The following is a 15115-nucleotide window of genomic DNA, read 5'->3' as shown; positions in this document are numbered from 1 at the left end:
TCTCTTTACTGGCCAGGAGATTGCCCCGAAGGCAGGAACCAGCGGCGCAGTTCCAACACAACATCAGCGGGCGCCTCCTCGGGTAAAAAATGCCCGCAATCCATGATCCTGCCTTCGACCTCATCGGCGTAGTTCTGCCACACTTCCATGACATCGTAGGTGCGATGAACAAATCCCTTGCGACCCCATAGCACCAGCAGCGGACATCCGACCTTGCGATCACGGTCGCGCTCGTCATGTTCAAGGTCGATCGTGGCGGCGGCGCGGTAATCCTCGCAGGAGGCATGGATCACCTCCGGGTCACGGAAACAGCGCAGGTATTCGGCAACGGCGTCCGGGTCGAACGTGGCCTCCGGTCCACTCCAGCGCTCGAGCTTCTCCTTCAGGAAGTAATCCGGATCAGCGCCAATCATGTGCTCGGGCAATCCACCGGGCTGAATCAGGAAAAACCAGTGGTAGTAGCCGGTGGCAAAATTCTGGTCGGTGTGCCTGAACATGTGCAGGGTGGGCGCAATATCCATCACGCAAACACGGGCCACCTGCGCTGGATGGTCAAGCGCCAGGCGATGAGCCACCCGCGCACCACGGTCATGACCGGCAACAGCAAACCGCTGATAGCCCAGCGCGGCCATCACCTCCACCATATCCCGGGCCATTTCCCGTTTTGAATAGGCCTCGTGCCGGGTACCGGACGGGGGCTTGGAGCTGTCACCGTAGCCCCGAAGATCGGGACAGATCACGTGAAAGTTCCGGGCCAGGGCCGGTGCCACCCGGTGCCACATGGCATGGGTCTGGGGGTAGCCGTGCAGCAGCAGTAGCGGCGGCCCCTCACCACCATGGGCAAGGTGGATGTCTGCCCCCGGGGTCCTGATACGAGCGGTTCTGAATTCAACGCCTAGATCCATCACTTGGTTCCGCCTTTTATCCCATGCCTGCTGAAGTGGATAGTGTAGCCAATCACTGGCAGGGTTCGAATCAAAACAGGGCCCGCAACCGGACCTGGCGTTCCCGCTATTTTCGCGTTTATCTTAGACATTGGTTTCGTTGCGTCTTGCTGCAGGCCGTTTTTAGGGCCACTATCGTAACCATCCATATTTGCGAAAACGAAAAGGCACCGCATGTTTCTCGAACGCTACCACTCAATCCAGGACGGACACGTGCTGATCAGCGCAACCCAGGCCAGCCGCTTTGCCAAGGAAGTAGCCGGGGATTTCAACCCGATCCACAACCCTGATGCACGGCGCTTCTGTGTGCCCGGAGACCTTCTTTTTGCCCTGTTGGTGGCCCACTTCGGCCTGTCCCGGAATATGACGTTCCATTTCCGCAGCTTGCTGGGGGAAAATGTCCCCCTGGAATTTCGAGAAGACAATGACGGCCTGATCCGGGTCTACGACGACAAGGGCAGGGTCTATATCGAGGTTGAGCGCAACGGCGAACGCACCCACGATGACACTGTCATCGAGAATTTCACCCGCTGCTATGTCGCGGCTTCCGGTAAGAACTTTCCACACACCCTGAAACCGCTGATGGAAAGCGAGGGCGTGATGTTCAATCCGGACAGGCCCATGATCATGTATCAAAGCATGAACCTGACCCTGGATACCCTGGATGCACCCCACCCTGACTTGGAGCTCCATAACGCCGAATTGAAGCCGGAAGGAAAGCGCGGCAACGTCTCTCTGGACTACCGGGTGCTTACCGGTGGCAAGACTGCCGGCGAGGTTTCCAAGAAGCTGGTTGTCAGTGGCCTGCGTGAATACGACGCAGACGCGATGGACGCAGTTGTTGAGGAGTTCTACCGGCTGAAGAACAAGTCCTGGGACTAGCGGATAACGTGTCATGGCAGCAACACCGGTAAGCCGGGAAGAAAAGCTGGCGGCCCTGGCCCGCCTCGACAGGTTCAGCCGAATGGCAGACAACGCCATCGGCATACCGTTTACCCGATTCCGGATCGGTTTCGAGCCTGTCATCGGCCTGGTTCCAGTGCTTGGTGATTTTGCCGGCCTGATCATGTCGGGCTACGTACTTGTGGAAGCACAGCGGGCCGGCGCCAGCACCCGCGTTAAAGGGCAGATGGTCCGGAATATCGCAATCGACTTTGTTGGTGGCCTTATTCCCGTCGTCGGGGACGCCTTCGACTTTGCCTGGAAAGCCAACGCCCGCAATGCGCAACTGCTACGTGAACACCTCGAGGCCGAGCTGCGCCCGCAGCCCAAGCCAACGTTTCCCTGGCGGCAGTTCCTGACAATGATTGCCATTCTATCCGGGCTGACGGCCCTGGTTGTGGTTGTCGCGCTCTGACCCGGGGGCACGACGGATTTGTGCCTTGCAGCCATCAAGGCTTAACCTTGGGGAAATATACATTAACCAATCCAGGGGACAATCATCATGGCAAAGAACATCTGCTCCAACTGTGGCAATAGCATCCCTGCGGGAAGCAAAAAATGCCCGGAGTGCGGCAGCCTTCAAACGTCCAGGTTCAAGATGATCCTGGGCGCAGCCACGGTACTGATCGCGGCTCTGGTTATTGTCATAGGAGCGGTGTTCATCATTGCCAAAGACGAACCTGCCAATCCGGCCGGCGACACCACCGAGATAAACCCCTAACCCGACACCTTCTCCAGAAAGGAAAGATAGGATCGGGCCACGTTATCCGGTGCCTCTACCTGGGGATAGTGGCCGATACCGGGCAGTTCACCAAACCAGGCCAGCGGCAGTTCCAGCTTCTGCCGCGCCAGCAACTCCTGCGCTACCGTATCGCCGTAATCATGGGCAAGCACATGAAAGCGGTCCAGCCCCAGCTGCCTGACCACGCCCTCTACAATGTCCGCCTGTTGATGAATGGAGTATCGGTGTGATGCGGGCTTTTCGGAAAAGCCGAAACCCAGCATGTCCATGGCGACCACGCGGTGAGCCTGGCGCAGGGCGGGCCAGATTTTATGCCAGTCCCAGCTTGCCGTGGGGAAACCGTGAATCAACAGAATGGTTTCCTGCCCCGGTTCCCCCTCATCCATTGTGAATATCCTGAATCCATTGATAGTCCGGGTCTTGCCCCTGGACTGCCACTCGCTTGGGCGCATCTTGTCTCCGGGTGCCAAGTCTGGCGGTTTATTGATGTTATTGTCCAAGGATCATGCGAAAACCTGAACTTGACGTCAAGTTTGATTTTTGTTAATTATTCTGGTTCCAATCGGGGACCAATCATGAAGCCAGCACCCAGACAGGAGCGAGCCATCCGCAAACGCAATGCGTTGCTTGCGGCCGCGTTTGACGAGTTTTCCAGCCAGGGTTTTGAAGCCACCACGGCCAAGTCCATTGCTGATCGCGCCGGTGTTGCTACCGGAACTTTCTACCAGTACTTCCACAACAAGCAGGATGCGCTGCTGGAAATCACCCAACAGCGTTTTGCCCAGCTGCAGCAGCACCTTCAGGTTCCGGAAGCCAGGCTCGGGGTTACTCCCGACAATAACGCCGACATTCGCGGTATTTTCCGCCAGGCGCTGGGCTTTCTCTACGATTTCCATCAGCAGGAATCAGGCCTTCACGAGGTGCTGGAATACCGCCGCCGGGTGGATCCTGCCCTGGCCGAACTGATGGATAACGGCGAGACCGTATTGATGGAAAGGGTACGCGCCTTTGTAGCGCGCTATGTCAGGGATGGTGTGGAAACCACCGCCTTCTGCCTGTTTTCCATGGCCGAAGGCATGGTGCACCGGCATGTTTTCCAGGGGCACCAGGATGTTCAGCGCGACGACTTGATTGAAAGGGGCACACAGATACTGGCGGCCTACTTCGAAAACCAGAACAACAATGGGTGAAACAGCCATGAGCGATGAAACAACCAATACCACCTGGGACTATCTTATCCAGGGCGCGAAAGTGTTCGATGGCAGTGGCAAACTGCCGGCTTACCAGGACATAGCTGTAGCCAACGGCAGGATTGCCGAACGGGGAGCCAGTCTCGACCCCCAGAAGGCTCGCAAGGTCATCGATGGCAGCGAGCTCTGGGCCATGCCGGGACTGTTCGATATCCATACCCACTACGACCTCGAACTGGAAGTCGCCCCCGGCCTGCCGGAATCCGTGCGCCATGGCACCACCACGGTGGTCATCGCCAACTGCAGCCTGGGGCTGGCCTTTGGCGCCCAGCGCAAGGATGGGGCAGACCCCATCGTGGATTGCTACGCCCGCGTGGAAAACATCCCCAAAGGTGTGCTGAGGGCAACGGCAGACCGGGTCGACTGGCAGACCCCAAAGGAATACATCCAGCACCTGAACAAACTCAGCCTGGGCCCCAACCTGGTCACCCTGGTGCCCCACTCCATGCTGCGCATCGAAGTGATGGGGTTTGAGGCCAGCATCTCCCGTGACCCCACGGAAGACGAACTCCAGGCCATGGAATCCCTGCTGGAACAGGCACTGGACGACGGCTATGCAGGTTTCTCTACTGACGCCCTGCCCTTCCACTACCTGGCCAACCAGCCCAACACCCGCAAGACCATACCCACCCAGTTTGCGAAATACCCGGAAATCAAGCGGCTGACCGATGTGGTCCGGCGCAAAGGTGGTGTCTGGCAGGCCACACCGCCAAAAGACAGTACCATTGGCACCATCAAGACCTTCCTGCTCAGTTGCGGTCTTTTCCACGGTAAGCCACTGAAAACCACCGTTGTGGCAGCGCTGGATGTACACAGCAACCGCAAGATCGTGCGGCTGGCACGCTTGCTGGCCCGTGTGCTCAATTCCCGGCTGCTGAAAGGAGACTTCCACCTTCAGGCCCTGGCGGCACCCTTCAAGGTATGGTCCGATGGCGCAGTTACGCCGCTCTCGGAGGAGATTGAAGAGCTGCGCATCCTCAATGAAACCGAACTGGAAGACCGCGAAGGCAGGCTGAAGATTCTCAACGACCCGGACTACATCAGGCAGTTCAAGGCCATGTGGATGAGTGGCAAGACCGGTTTTGGACCCAAACGCCTGAAGCGTCTGGTGCGCCTTGAGGATTACGCCTTCAACCGTAGTCTCGAGGACATGACCATCGACGTCTGCCCCCTGAAGGACTGGGAAGGCAAGACCTTTGCTGAGGTTTTCATGCGCGTTAAAGCGGTGAACGCGGGTAAACGCCCTGAGGGCAGCGATGCCGAAAAAGCCCTGCTGCAGGACTACTTTAGCCAGGTTAAGGACGAAGGCGACTTTGTGCTGGCGATGCTGCGGGCCTTCGACCGTGACCTGAGCTGGTACACCATCTCCGCCAACCGGGACGAACGAACAGTGCGCAACCTGCTCATGGACCGCCAGCTATTGCCCGGCTTCAACGACAGCGGCGCCCACCTGACAAACATGGCCTTTTACGACGGCAACCTGCGGGCCCTGAAACTGGCATCGGATGGCGGCGATATGGATGTAACCTATATAGTCCGCCGTCTCACTCGCGATCCCGCCCGCATATTTGGCGTCAAGGGCGGCAGCATCGAAGTGGGTGACCAGGCGGACCTGATCCTGGTGGATCCCTCCGCACTGCGCCGCATGGACCATAACAGAACCGTGAGACGCCAGTACCGAGAGGAGTTCCAGCATGAACAACTGGTTAACCGCACCGATGGCGTGGTGCCCCTGGTGATGATTGCCGGCCATCCGGCCTGGCAGGGAACGGATTTCGACGAATCACTGGGCCAGAAAAAAATGGGCACCGTACTGGAGACCACCTTTTAATCAAAAACCGATAGCAAACCAGAATAGCAGTCAGCAAACCCGTACCCCCCGAGTTGCGATCCCTGAGGGGGTTTTATCCTGCGGCTTTCATAAAATGCCTGTGAGACTGCCGGTTTTGCTGTTTTCTACCTTTCTGCTACATAAAACCAACACTTGACCTACCGTTTAAAACCCACCTTTCGCGGTAAGTGGCTAGTATTGATCACAGGTTCCAACGGACAGCCTGAGAGTTCCCCTTGCCCCGCGCCATCGGTTACCAGCCATTATTGCAGAAATCACTCGCGACACTCTGCCGGGTGGCGATGACGCTGTGCCTGCTGGTGGCTGCGATTCCCGCAGCGTCGGCACTGGCTCCGGTTGATATTACGCAGACAGACGACACCCTCCAGCTCGGGCCGTACCTTGAGTACCTCAAAGACCCGGATCGACGTGAGGACCTGGCCGAGGTTCGTGCCAGTAACGAACTTTTCACGCCCCACACCGGTGACGTGCTCAACATCGGCTACACCAGCGCCGGCCACTGGGTGCGGTTCCGGCTTACCAATACCGGCACGGAGCCGCAGACCCGGTACCTGGAGTTCCGCTCTGCGTTCGTCGATCGACTGACGCTTTACCATCCCCAAGAGCGAACCGGTTACGGGAAAACCGAATCCGGCAGGCTGGTAACACCACCAGAGCGCCCGCACCCATCCCGGCACTTTGTTTTTCCGATTACCCTGTCACCGGGCGCTGACGCCGTTTACTACCTGTATGCCGACAGTGCCGATACCCTGACTATCCCGCTCTATCTGCATACCGATACCGGGCTGCAGCAAACCGTGTTAACCAGCCGCTCCTGGCTGAGCTTCTTTCAGGGACTGATTGCCGCCATGGCTGTATTCAGCCTGTTCCTGCTAGTGACACTGCGCGACCGGGTCTACGGCTACTACATTGGCGTCATCATAATGCATCAGGGCCTTTTCTTTACCCTGTTCAATGGCCTGGGCTACCAGTATTTCGGCCTGGAGAATCCCTGGTGGTCGAGGGAGGCGTTGTCGATACTGGTCAGTCTGACAATGCTGATGATCATGCAATTCACACGGGTTCTCCTGGACACCAGGAATCAGCAACCCCGCCTTGACCGGGTGATCGCCGCTATCCAGTGCGCTGCCATTGCAATCGCCGGCCTGAGTCTGTTTGTCGACTATTACCTGTCCATCCGCCTTGCCAACCTTCATGGCTCTGTCACGGCCCTCGCGGTCTGGGTCGTTGGCTGGAACGCTCTGCGCAAAGACCACCCTGCCGCCCGGTACTTCCTCATTGCCTGGACATCACTCATTGTCGGCGGACTGACCTACAGCCTTAAATCCTGGGGGCTGCTTCCAAGTAACGCCTTCACCGAACACAGCTGGCAGATTGGTGCAGCCATCGAGGCCATTTTCCTGTCACTGGCGATCGCCGACCGCATTACTAACGAAAGCCGGCAACGGATCCGGCTGCAATACGAAGCGCAGCAGGCACAGGCCACGGCGCTGGAAATCCAGCGCCGTGCCAACGAGACACTGGAAAAGAGTGTTCGCGAGCGTACCGAAGAACTGCGGGAGGCAAACCGCAAACTTCAGCAGCTTAGCGACACCGACCAGTTAACCGGGATCAGTAATCGCCGCTCACTGGAACGCTACCTCCAGCATACCTTCGAACGGGCACTCGTGGACCGGAAGCCTGTGGCCGTGCTGTTGATTGATATTGACCACTTCAAGCCAGTCAACGACACCTATGGGCACCAGGCCGGAGATGACTGCCTGAAGGAGATCGCCGAGCGAATCAGGTCGAGTGTCGCGTCCGAACCTGTCAATACACGAGCCGGACCACTCGGATTAACCATCAGTATGGGGGTGTATGCTGCCGCTCCAGTGAAGGGCGATTCCGCCGAGAACTTCCTCCAAAAGGCGCATCAGGCGCTCTATCGCTCAAAGCATGAGGGACGCGACAGGGTAACGCCGTTTCGGTGAGGATGCCCACACTGTGGCAGCTCTCACCGAGATGGGGAGCCCGCAACGCCTTATCGAGGGTGCCCGCCACCTTGATAATAGGGAGCTGGAGGATCTAAGCAGCCGCCTGACCGCCAATCTGGTCAGCTTCTGGGAGGCGCTGAGGTTGTGCGGCAAGCTCGCCCCCCAGCCTCACCTGGGCACCCTGTTCCGGGTGAACCCCTGGGATTAGGGCGAGGCCTTGCGCTGCGTTACCACCAGCGCAACCCCGGTGATGGATATGGCACCACCGATCATCGCCAGCACGCCCAGCCGCTCATCGAACAGCCAGAACGCTTCCAGGGCTGTCACCGGTGGCACCAGGTAGAAAAGGCTTGCCACCTGGGAAGCAGCGCCGCGGCGAATCAGCCACATCAGCAGCAGGATTGCGCCGATCGAGACCCCGCAAACCAGCCACACCATCGACCATATCAGCGGCGGGGCCCACTCCACCTCACGGGTTTCAAAAACGAAGGCGCCAACCGCAAAAAACGTTGCCGCGGCACTGTATTGAATAAAGGTGCCTGCCACCAGATCCGCCTGGGTACCATGGCGCTTCTGATACACCGTACCCAGGGATATGCCGCCGAGGGAGAGCGCCGCCCAGATCAATGTCCATAGCGGGAAGTCCGTGGTGGAGGGGCCACCACCGAATTTCTCGAGCAGCACCAGGGTCACCCCGACCAGGCCAAGGGCCAGTCCCAGCCACTGGCGGGACGACACACTCTCCTTGAGGACCAGGATAGCCACTGCAGAGGTCACCAATGGCTGCAAACCAACGATTAACGAGATAATCCCCGAGGGCATGCCGCCCTGAATGGCGTAATACACGCCACCCAGGTAGCAGCCATGCACCAGCAACCCGGTTACCGCCAGATGTCCTGCCCCACGCCACCCGGGCCAACGGGTCTTCATGACCCATGCCAGCACGCTGAGCAATGTCAGCGTGAACAACATGCGTATCAGCAGAAGGGTGAAGGGCTCAGCAAAGGGCAGACCGTATTTGGCGCCAATGAAGCCCGTGCTCCACAACCAGACGAAAAGGGCGGGCACAAAAAACGAATAGAAAACCTGGGGCATGGGTTCAACCGCGAGTCAGAGGTGTTTGGAAACGGATCAGATGCTGTCTTTTTCCTTGCCAGACTCGTCGGTCAGTTTGCGTTCAGTGTCATTCCACTGCTCGGACAGCGCTTCGTAGGCATCAGAAAAGCCTTTCTTGGCGCGCTCCCATGCCGAGGAGGAACTGGCCTGAAGTTCGTCATACCAGTTCTGCACACGTTCCCGCTGCTCCCGCAGCGACTCCAGGCTCTTCCGGGACCGCTCCCGGGCCTTGTCACTCATGTCGTCCCAGTTCCGGTCCAGCTCCTGCTGCAGCGTTTCAATGCGCTGATCCAGGGCTTCAAGGGTACTTTCAATGGTCGCTTCCGCCTCGGCTTTCTGGTCCGCCCCGAACTTCTCCAGAGCTTCGCCCAGTTCCCGCGTTTCTCTCTTCAGGGACTCGACCGATGACTCCTCGGATGTTTCCGCATGGAGGTTGCCCGACATGCCAAGCGCCAGAATCAGTGCCAGATGATAACAACAGTGTTTGAAGTACATTAGAATTCTCCCGGGTTTATTTGGTGGATCATAGCAATCTTTCAGGCCGGCATTCAGCTATCGGCTCCTGCCAATGCCTCCAGCACGGCCTCGCAAACCTCTTCATGGTTCCTGCCCACACAATCAATGGCTATATCGGCGACACCAGAATAGAGCGCAAAACGCTCAGTGAACAGTTCCTCCAGCGACTGGTCCGGACGACGTGAAATGCCTCGCGCGCTGTGATCACCAATGCGCTCAAGCACCAGTCCCAGTGGAATATCGAGAAACACCACCACGCCGCCGGCTTTCAGATGCTGCATCGCCGGCTCGCTGTAGACCGCACTGCCACCGGTGGATATAACCTGGCCTCGCACATCCAGGCTGAGTAACACCTTTTCCTCTATTCGTCTCAGCGCCTGGTAGCCGTCGCCGTCAACAATCTCCTGCAGGGTGCGGCCGGCTTCCTGCTGAATCAGCAGGTCGGTATCAATAAACCCCAGCCCCATACGCTTGGCCAGCAATACCCCGACCGTGCTTTTACCGCTCCCCGGCATTCCAATGAGCACAACATTACTGGCTGCTTTATGGGCGGACATTGTTCCTCCAGAATCTGGCAATAATGAGAACTGGCCGGCTATACGGGAAAACTGATGCTTCGCCGACAACCATCGCGGTTTCTTCAGCCAACTATAGCCGTATAATCAACTAAGAGGCCGGAAGTTGGCGAAAGCAGCCGGTTTTATTGATCAGGCAGTCCAAGAGCAAACAATGACAAGCGGCAAAACCTTTATCACTTCCACGCTGGCGCTTCTGCTACTGGGTTTTTCTGCGCCGGTGGCAGCGGACAGTATCAAGCGCATTGTTCATCCGGACGGAAGGGTAGAGTACACCAACGTAAACGGCAGCGGTCAGAAACGGGCGTCCACGAAGGATGAAGTGGTCTACCGTTACCGGGACGATAACGGCGTGATTGCCTACAGCAGCGTGCAACCGGCCAGCACGAATTTCGACGTTATCCGCTTTCACTGTTACGCCTGCGACCCGGACTCCACCGTGGACTGGCGCACCACACCGCTGTTCCTGCAACCCTACCGCGACGAAATCAGGACTGCCGCCAGGGAATTCAATGTTGACCCGGCCTTGGTGCGGGCTGTCATCCACGCCGAGTCTGCGTTCAATGACCAGGCCCTGTCCCCCAAAGGCGCCCAGGGGTTAATGCAGCTGATGCCCGCCACCGCAGAAGAGCTGGGCGTTGGTAACGCCATGGTGGCCCCGGAAAACATCCGCGGCGGCGTCAATTACCTGGCACGCATGCTCAAGCGCTTTGACGGTGATATCCGACTGGCAACCGCTGCCTATAACGCCGGCCCGGGCGCTGTTGGCCGCCATGGCGGCATACCGCCCTACGCCGAAACCCGGGCCTACGTGGAACGGGTGGGCATTCTGCACGAACGTTACGCAAGCAACTGATGCGGCGTTAACCAAACGCCAGCCAGGCCCCAACCAGTATCATCAGACTACCCGCTACCCGGTTAACGGTTCGAACACCTCCGCCCTGCTTCAGGGCCTTGCGCAAGGTCCTGCCACCATGGGCATAGAGCTGGAGACAGAGGAACTCCAGGCCTAGGATGATCAGGATCAGCGCTGTCAATTGTGGCGCCAGCGGCAGTTTGCTGTCGATAAACGGGGGCAGCAGCGCGATGAAAAACGCCCAGCCCTTGGGGTTGGCAATCGCCGTAACGAACCCCTGGAGTGCCAGCTGCAGCCGTGAGCTTTCAACCGGCGCCGAGTCCTCTTCCGGCATTGCCATTTTGCCTTTGGACTGCCACATCTGGACGCCCAGCCAGGCAAGGTAGGCGCCGCCAGCGTACTTGAACACGGCAAACGCTGTCGGGTACTTGAGCATAAACGTTGCCACACCCACCGCTGCGGCTGTCGCCACCACAGCAACGCCGACGAGCTCGCCTGCCATCATCCATAACGCCCGCCTGACACCAATGGTGATGCCCAGCGACAGTGCCAGGGTCATGCACATGCCCGGGGTGATGGACACCATGAAGAACGTCGGGATAAAGGCATACAGCAGGGCCAGATTCAATGTCACCACAAACAGACTCTCACGATGGGGGATGCGAAACCGTTAATTATACAGCCCCTGCAGATAACGCAACCCGGAAAGCTGAACCATCTGCCCGCGAATCCACGCCACTCTTTCCCACACGTAGGCAGAGGGGCTGGCAGCATCGAGCACCTTCGGATTGGGAAGCACCGCCGCAAGCCGGGCAGCCTGGGTTTGGGACAGCTGGCTGGCAGGAATGCCGAAATAGAGTCGACTGGCCGCTTCAACCCCGTAGACTCCGTGACCAAACTCGGCAATATTCAGGTACACCTCAATAATCCGCCGTTTTGGCCAGAGTGCGTCGATCGCCAATGCCAGCCCTGCTTCGAGTGCCTTACGGCTGAAACTGCGCCCACTCCACAGGAACAGGTTCTTTGCGGTTTGCTGGGTAATCGTACTGGCCCCCCTCAGGCCCTGGCCCGCCTGGTACTCCGCCAGTGCCTTGCGAATGGCACCAAAGTCCACGCCCCGGTGGTGCGGAAAACGCTGGTCTTCACTGGCTACCACTGCCAGCGGCATCCAGGGTGAGATATCATCCAGACTTACCCATTGCTGCCTGAGCTCGTGGCTGGAGCCGGATAGCAGATGTCCGAGCATAAAGGTGGATGTGGGTGGATTCACGAACCGGAAAAGCAGGATCATTGCGATAATAAGCAGGAAAGCCCCAGCCAGGGTCCAGGCAACCGAACGCAGGTATTTTCGGATCAGGGAGTGTCTCGCCACGGTGTTATCTTCAACTGGTTATGGATTCTTGATGAAACCGGAAAAGAGCCAAAAGACTATCACATTACCCCTATGAAGCTTTCCCGGATTCTCAGTAACCAGAACGGTGTCAGCCGCAAACAGGCCAACGCATTGATTGCTGCCGGGAAAATCATGGTGGACGGCATTATCTGTCAGGAAGCTGCACGTGAGATAAACCGTTTCTCAGAGGTAACCAGCCAAGGCCGTATTGTCCAGCCGGGTGAGCCTTCCTGCTACCTGATGCTTCACAAGCCCGCGGGATACCTCAGTGCGACGACGGATACCGTTCACCAAACCGTCATGGAGTTGATCGACCCCCACCTGCATAACGACCTCCATATCGCCGGGCGGCTCGACCGGGCCAGTACCGGCTTGCTGATTCTGACCAATGACGGCACCTGGTCGCGCCGGCTGACCGAACCGGCAATCAAAATGCCGAAGGTTTACCGGGTCTCTACCGCCAGTGCCATTGCCCCGGAGACGGCCAAACGTTTCGCTGACGGGATCTGGTTTGCATTCGAGAAGCTCAGGACCTCCCCCGCACGACTTGAACTGCTCGGGCCACAGGAAGCGCGGGTTACCATCTACGAAGGCCGCTATCACCAGGTAAAGCGCATGTTTCATGCGGTCGGCAACCGGATAACCGCCCTGCACCGGGAAAAGATGGGCGACATTCAGCTGGATGACAGGCTCTCGCCGGGCGCCTATCGCTGTCTGACAGAAGAGGAGATACGCTCTGTCCGCTAACAACCGGTTGGTGGATTGACACTGGATTGACCCAGCTCAGCTGCTGGTGGCATTGCAGGATGGCAAAATACGCTAAGCTTTCCTGAAAGTGATAACACCAAACACGGAACGTCCCTCGCCATGACCGAATACGACAACAGTTCAAGCTATTACCCTCGCCCACTGAGACATCTGAGCAGCTATCTGTCCGGGCTGGTGGAGGGGCGGCTCTGGCTGAAAGTCCTCATTGGCATGTTCCTGGGCCTTGTTACCGGCACCTTGCTCGGCCCTTCCGTTGGCCTTGTCGAGCCGGCGACAGGCACGCTCATCGGTAACTGGTTGGCGTTTCCGGGACAGCTCTTCCTCGCCACCATCCAGATGATCGTGATCCCCCTGGTCATCGCCTCTGTGGTGCGAGGCCTTGCCGCCAGCGAGGATCTGGACCAGCTCCGCAAGATGGGGCTGCGGGTGACCGGTTTCTTTGTCGTCACCACCGCCATCGCCGCGTCCATCGGGCTCTGGATTGGCAACCTGATGAATCCCGGCGGAATGATGACCAGCCTGGCCAACACCGTTCCAGCCGGGGAAGGCACGACGGCCGCTGCAACCATGCCCAGTGTGGATGAGCTTCCCAGAACCCTGATCGGCCTGCTGCCGGGCAATCCGCTGGACGCCATGGTCGAGGGCCAGATGCTGCAGGTGGTGATCTTCTCCATCATCGTCGGCATCGCCCTGGTAAGCATGGCCCCTGAAAAATCCCGGCCGTTGCTGGACCTGCTGGACTCCCTGCAACAGGTCTGCATGACGGTAGTACGCTGGGCCATGCGGCTGGCGCCTTACGCAGTATTCGGACTGATGGCACAGCTGACAACCACTATCGGCTTCCAGGCCATGGTGGGCATGGCTTCCTACGTAGCAACAGTTCTGGTGGGGCTACTGCTTTTGCTGGGCGTATACATGCTGATCCTGAAGCTGCTGGCAGGACAGCCGCCTGTCCAGTTCATCAAGGACAGTCGCGACGTCCTGTTGCTTGCGTTCTCCACCTCAAGCTCGGCGGCTGTCATGCCACTGTCGATCCGCACCGCCGAGGACAAACTCGGCGTGCGCCCCTCCGTCTCCCAGTTTGTCATTCCGCTCGGCGCTACCATCAACATGAACGGCACGGCACTGTATCAGGCTGTGGCGACGGTTTTCCTGGCGCAGGTCTATGGCATTGATCTCAGCATGGGCAGTATGGCGCTGGTCGTCGCCATGGCTGTGGGCGCCTCCATCGGCTCGCCGGCAACCCCAGGCGTGGGCATCGTCATTCTGGCAATGGTATTGCAGACTGTCGGTATTCCGCCGGGTGGCATTGCATTGATCATGGGGGTGGACCGGATTCTGGACATGTGCCGTACGGCGATTAACGTAACCGGAGACCTGGTTACCTGCCGCCTGATGGAAAACTGGTCCGGCAAACGGCTACCCTCGGAGCCGGTGCCCCAGGAGTCCTGAGGGCGACGCAGCGGCGGGCTTTCTGGTAACCTGACGCTTCGAAAGTCCAACCGGGAGTTCCCATGACAACCGTGCAAATCGATATTGTTTCTGACATTGCCTGCCCCTGGTGCGCCATCGGTTATGCCCGCCTGGAAAAGGCTATGGAAGCCCTGAAGGACGAGATGGTGTTCGATGTTCAGTGGCATGCCTTTGAGTTGAACCCGGATCCTTCCGGCGACGGCGAACCTATCCTCCCGGCCCTGAGCCGAAAATACGGGCGCAGTGAAGACGAAATGAGAGCCAACCAGGCCCAGATGATAGAGATCGCCCACGGACTGGGACTGAACTTCGAAAAACTTCAGGAACGCTACACCCGCAATACCTTTGACGCCCACCGGTTGGTGAAGTGGGCAGGGGAAAAGGGTAAACAGACCGAGATGAAAATGGCTTTTTTCGAGGCCTATTTTGGTCGCGCTGAAAACATCTCGAATCCGGATGTGCTCGTGCATTGCGTGGAAACCATCGGCCTGGACGGCGATGAAGCCCGCGAGATACTGGCATCGGACCAGTACGCGGATGCTGTGAGGCAGGACGAGGCCCGCTATCAGCAAGCTGGCGTGTCAGCGGTACCCGCCTTCATCATAAACGGAAAATATCTGGTTTCTGGCGCGCAGGAGCCGGAAACACTGACAAAAGCGTTCCGGGAGATTACGGAGGCTGCCTGAGCCATTGCCGGTAGTCATCATTGAAAACC

The 15115-nt window shown here is 58.3% G+C and carries 18 protein-coding genes; 11 read left to right on the top strand and 7 right to left on the bottom strand.

Features of this window, described 5'->3' with window-relative positions; translation table 11 throughout:
* Positions 1-5: 5 nt before the first annotated feature.
* Positions 6-905, bottom strand: coding sequence for an alpha/beta fold hydrolase (locus DIT71_RS14165; RefSeq protein ID WP_114613871.1), 900 nt, complete (start codon positions 903-905; stop codon positions 6-8).
* 213 nt (positions 906-1118) lie between these two features.
* Here DIT71_RS14165 and DIT71_RS14155 point away from each other — a divergent pair, with 213 nt between their 5' ends.
* From DIT71_RS14155 to DIT71_RS14145, 3 genes are all read left to right on the top strand, one after another.
* Positions 1119-1826, top strand: coding sequence for a DUF3581 family protein (locus tag DIT71_RS14155; RefSeq protein WP_114613869.1), 708 nt, complete (start codon positions 1119-1121; stop codon positions 1824-1826).
* Positions 1827-1839: 13 nt separating this feature from the next.
* Positions 1840-2301 carry a DUF4112 domain-containing protein gene (locus tag DIT71_RS14150; protein ID WP_114613868.1) on the top strand — a complete coding sequence of 154 codons (462 nt, stop codon included), beginning with the start codon at positions 1840-1842 and terminating at the stop codon, positions 2299-2301.
* Between the two features lie 87 nt (positions 2302-2388).
* A complete protein-coding gene (locus DIT71_RS14145; protein ID WP_114613867.1) occupies positions 2389-2607 on the top strand; it encodes a zinc ribbon domain-containing protein in 219 nt (72 codons plus the stop codon).
* Here the strand turns inward: DIT71_RS14145 and DIT71_RS14140 are convergent.
* Complete coding sequence (locus DIT71_RS14140; protein ID WP_227538139.1) at positions 2604-3014, bottom strand: alpha/beta fold hydrolase; 411 nt, start codon at positions 3012-3014, stop codon at positions 2604-2606. The two genes, DIT71_RS14145 and DIT71_RS14140, sit on opposite strands and share 4 nt — an antisense overlap.
* Before the next feature lie 189 nt (positions 3015-3203).
* On the opposite strand from DIT71_RS14140, the gene DIT71_RS14135 reads away from it, so the two are divergent.
* The 4 genes from DIT71_RS14135 to DIT71_RS18240 all read left to right on the top strand — a co-directional run bounded on the left by DIT71_RS14135 (position 3204) and on the right by DIT71_RS18240 (position 7911).
* Positions 3204-3818 carry a TetR/AcrR family transcriptional regulator gene (locus tag DIT71_RS14135; RefSeq protein WP_114613865.1) on the top strand — a complete coding sequence of 205 codons (615 nt, stop codon included), beginning with the start codon at positions 3204-3206 and terminating at the stop codon, positions 3816-3818.
* Between the two features lie 7 nt (positions 3819-3825).
* Positions 3826-5709: an N-acyl-D-amino-acid deacylase family protein gene (locus DIT71_RS14130; RefSeq protein ID WP_114614080.1), complete on the top strand. Its 1884-nt coding sequence runs from the start codon at positions 3826-3828 to the stop codon at positions 5707-5709.
* Positions 5710-5945: 236 nt separating this feature from the next.
* Positions 5946-7700 (top strand): sensor domain-containing diguanylate cyclase, encoded by a 1755-nt coding sequence (locus DIT71_RS14125; protein WP_144114499.1) that lies wholly within the window; start codon positions 5946-5948, stop codon positions 7698-7700.
* A 13-nt stretch (positions 7701-7713) separates the two neighbouring features.
* On the top strand, positions 7714-7911 hold the full coding sequence (locus tag DIT71_RS18240) for a hypothetical protein (protein ID WP_227538138.1): 198 nt from the start codon (positions 7714-7716) through the stop codon (positions 7909-7911).
* Here the strand turns inward: DIT71_RS18240 and DIT71_RS14115 are convergent.
* From DIT71_RS14115 to DIT71_RS14105, 3 genes are read right to left on the bottom strand one after another with little or no spacing between them, the layout of a single operon-like run.
* Positions 7908-8798 (bottom strand): DMT family transporter, encoded by an 891-nt coding sequence (locus DIT71_RS14115; protein WP_114613863.1) that lies wholly within the window; start codon positions 8796-8798, stop codon positions 7908-7910. The genes DIT71_RS18240 and DIT71_RS14115 overlap by 4 nt on opposite strands.
* Positions 8799-8834: 36 nt before the next feature.
* A complete protein-coding gene (locus DIT71_RS14110) occupies positions 8835-9314 on the bottom strand; it encodes a sll1863 family stress response protein (RefSeq protein WP_114613862.1) in 480 nt (159 codons plus the stop codon).
* A gap of 53 nt (positions 9315-9367) precedes the next feature.
* Positions 9368-9892: a shikimate kinase gene (locus tag DIT71_RS14105; protein WP_114613861.1), complete on the bottom strand. Its 525-nt coding sequence runs from the start codon at positions 9890-9892 to the stop codon at positions 9368-9370.
* Between the two features lie 172 nt (positions 9893-10064).
* Here DIT71_RS14105 and DIT71_RS14100 point away from each other — a divergent pair, with 172 nt between their 5' ends.
* A complete protein-coding gene (locus DIT71_RS14100; RefSeq protein ID WP_114613860.1) occupies positions 10065-10766 on the top strand; it encodes a lytic transglycosylase domain-containing protein in 702 nt (233 codons plus the stop codon).
* A 7-nt stretch (positions 10767-10773) separates the two neighbouring features.
* Here DIT71_RS14100 and DIT71_RS14095 read toward each other — a convergent pair whose 3' ends face one another.
* Together DIT71_RS14095 and mtgA are read right to left on the bottom strand one after the other, a co-directional pair.
* Positions 10774-11403, bottom strand: a complete 630-nt coding sequence (locus DIT71_RS14095; RefSeq protein WP_114613859.1) for a LysE family translocator — start codon at positions 11401-11403, stop codon at positions 10774-10776.
* Positions 11404-11436: 33 nt separating this feature from the next.
* Positions 11437-12138: a monofunctional biosynthetic peptidoglycan transglycosylase gene (gene mtgA / locus DIT71_RS14090; protein ID WP_114613858.1), complete on the bottom strand. Its 702-nt coding sequence runs from the start codon at positions 12136-12138 to the stop codon at positions 11437-11439.
* Positions 12139-12210: 72 nt separating this feature from the next.
* Here mtgA and DIT71_RS14085 point away from each other — a divergent pair, with 72 nt between their 5' ends.
* From DIT71_RS14085 to DIT71_RS14075, 3 genes are all read left to right on the top strand, one after another.
* A complete protein-coding gene (locus tag DIT71_RS14085; protein ID WP_114614079.1) occupies positions 12211-12906 on the top strand; it encodes a pseudouridine synthase in 696 nt (231 codons plus the stop codon).
* 120 nt (positions 12907-13026) lie between these two features.
* On the top strand, positions 13027-14379 hold the full coding sequence (locus DIT71_RS14080) for a dicarboxylate/amino acid:cation symporter (protein WP_114613857.1): 1353 nt from the start codon (positions 13027-13029) through the stop codon (positions 14377-14379).
* A 62-nt stretch (positions 14380-14441) separates the two neighbouring features.
* On the top strand, positions 14442-15086 hold the full coding sequence (locus tag DIT71_RS14075) for a DsbA family oxidoreductase (RefSeq protein ID WP_114613856.1): 645 nt from the start codon (positions 14442-14444) through the stop codon (positions 15084-15086).
* Positions 15087-15115 lie beyond the last annotated feature (29 nt).

The sequence above is a fragment of the Marinobacter vulgaris genome (assembly GCF_003344045.1).
GTDB classification, from domain to species: domain Bacteria; phylum Pseudomonadota; class Gammaproteobacteria; order Pseudomonadales; family Oleiphilaceae; genus Marinobacter; species Marinobacter vulgaris.
The sequence above is the reverse complement of the archived record's forward strand: the minus strand, read 5'-3'. Positions and strand labels throughout refer to the sequence as shown.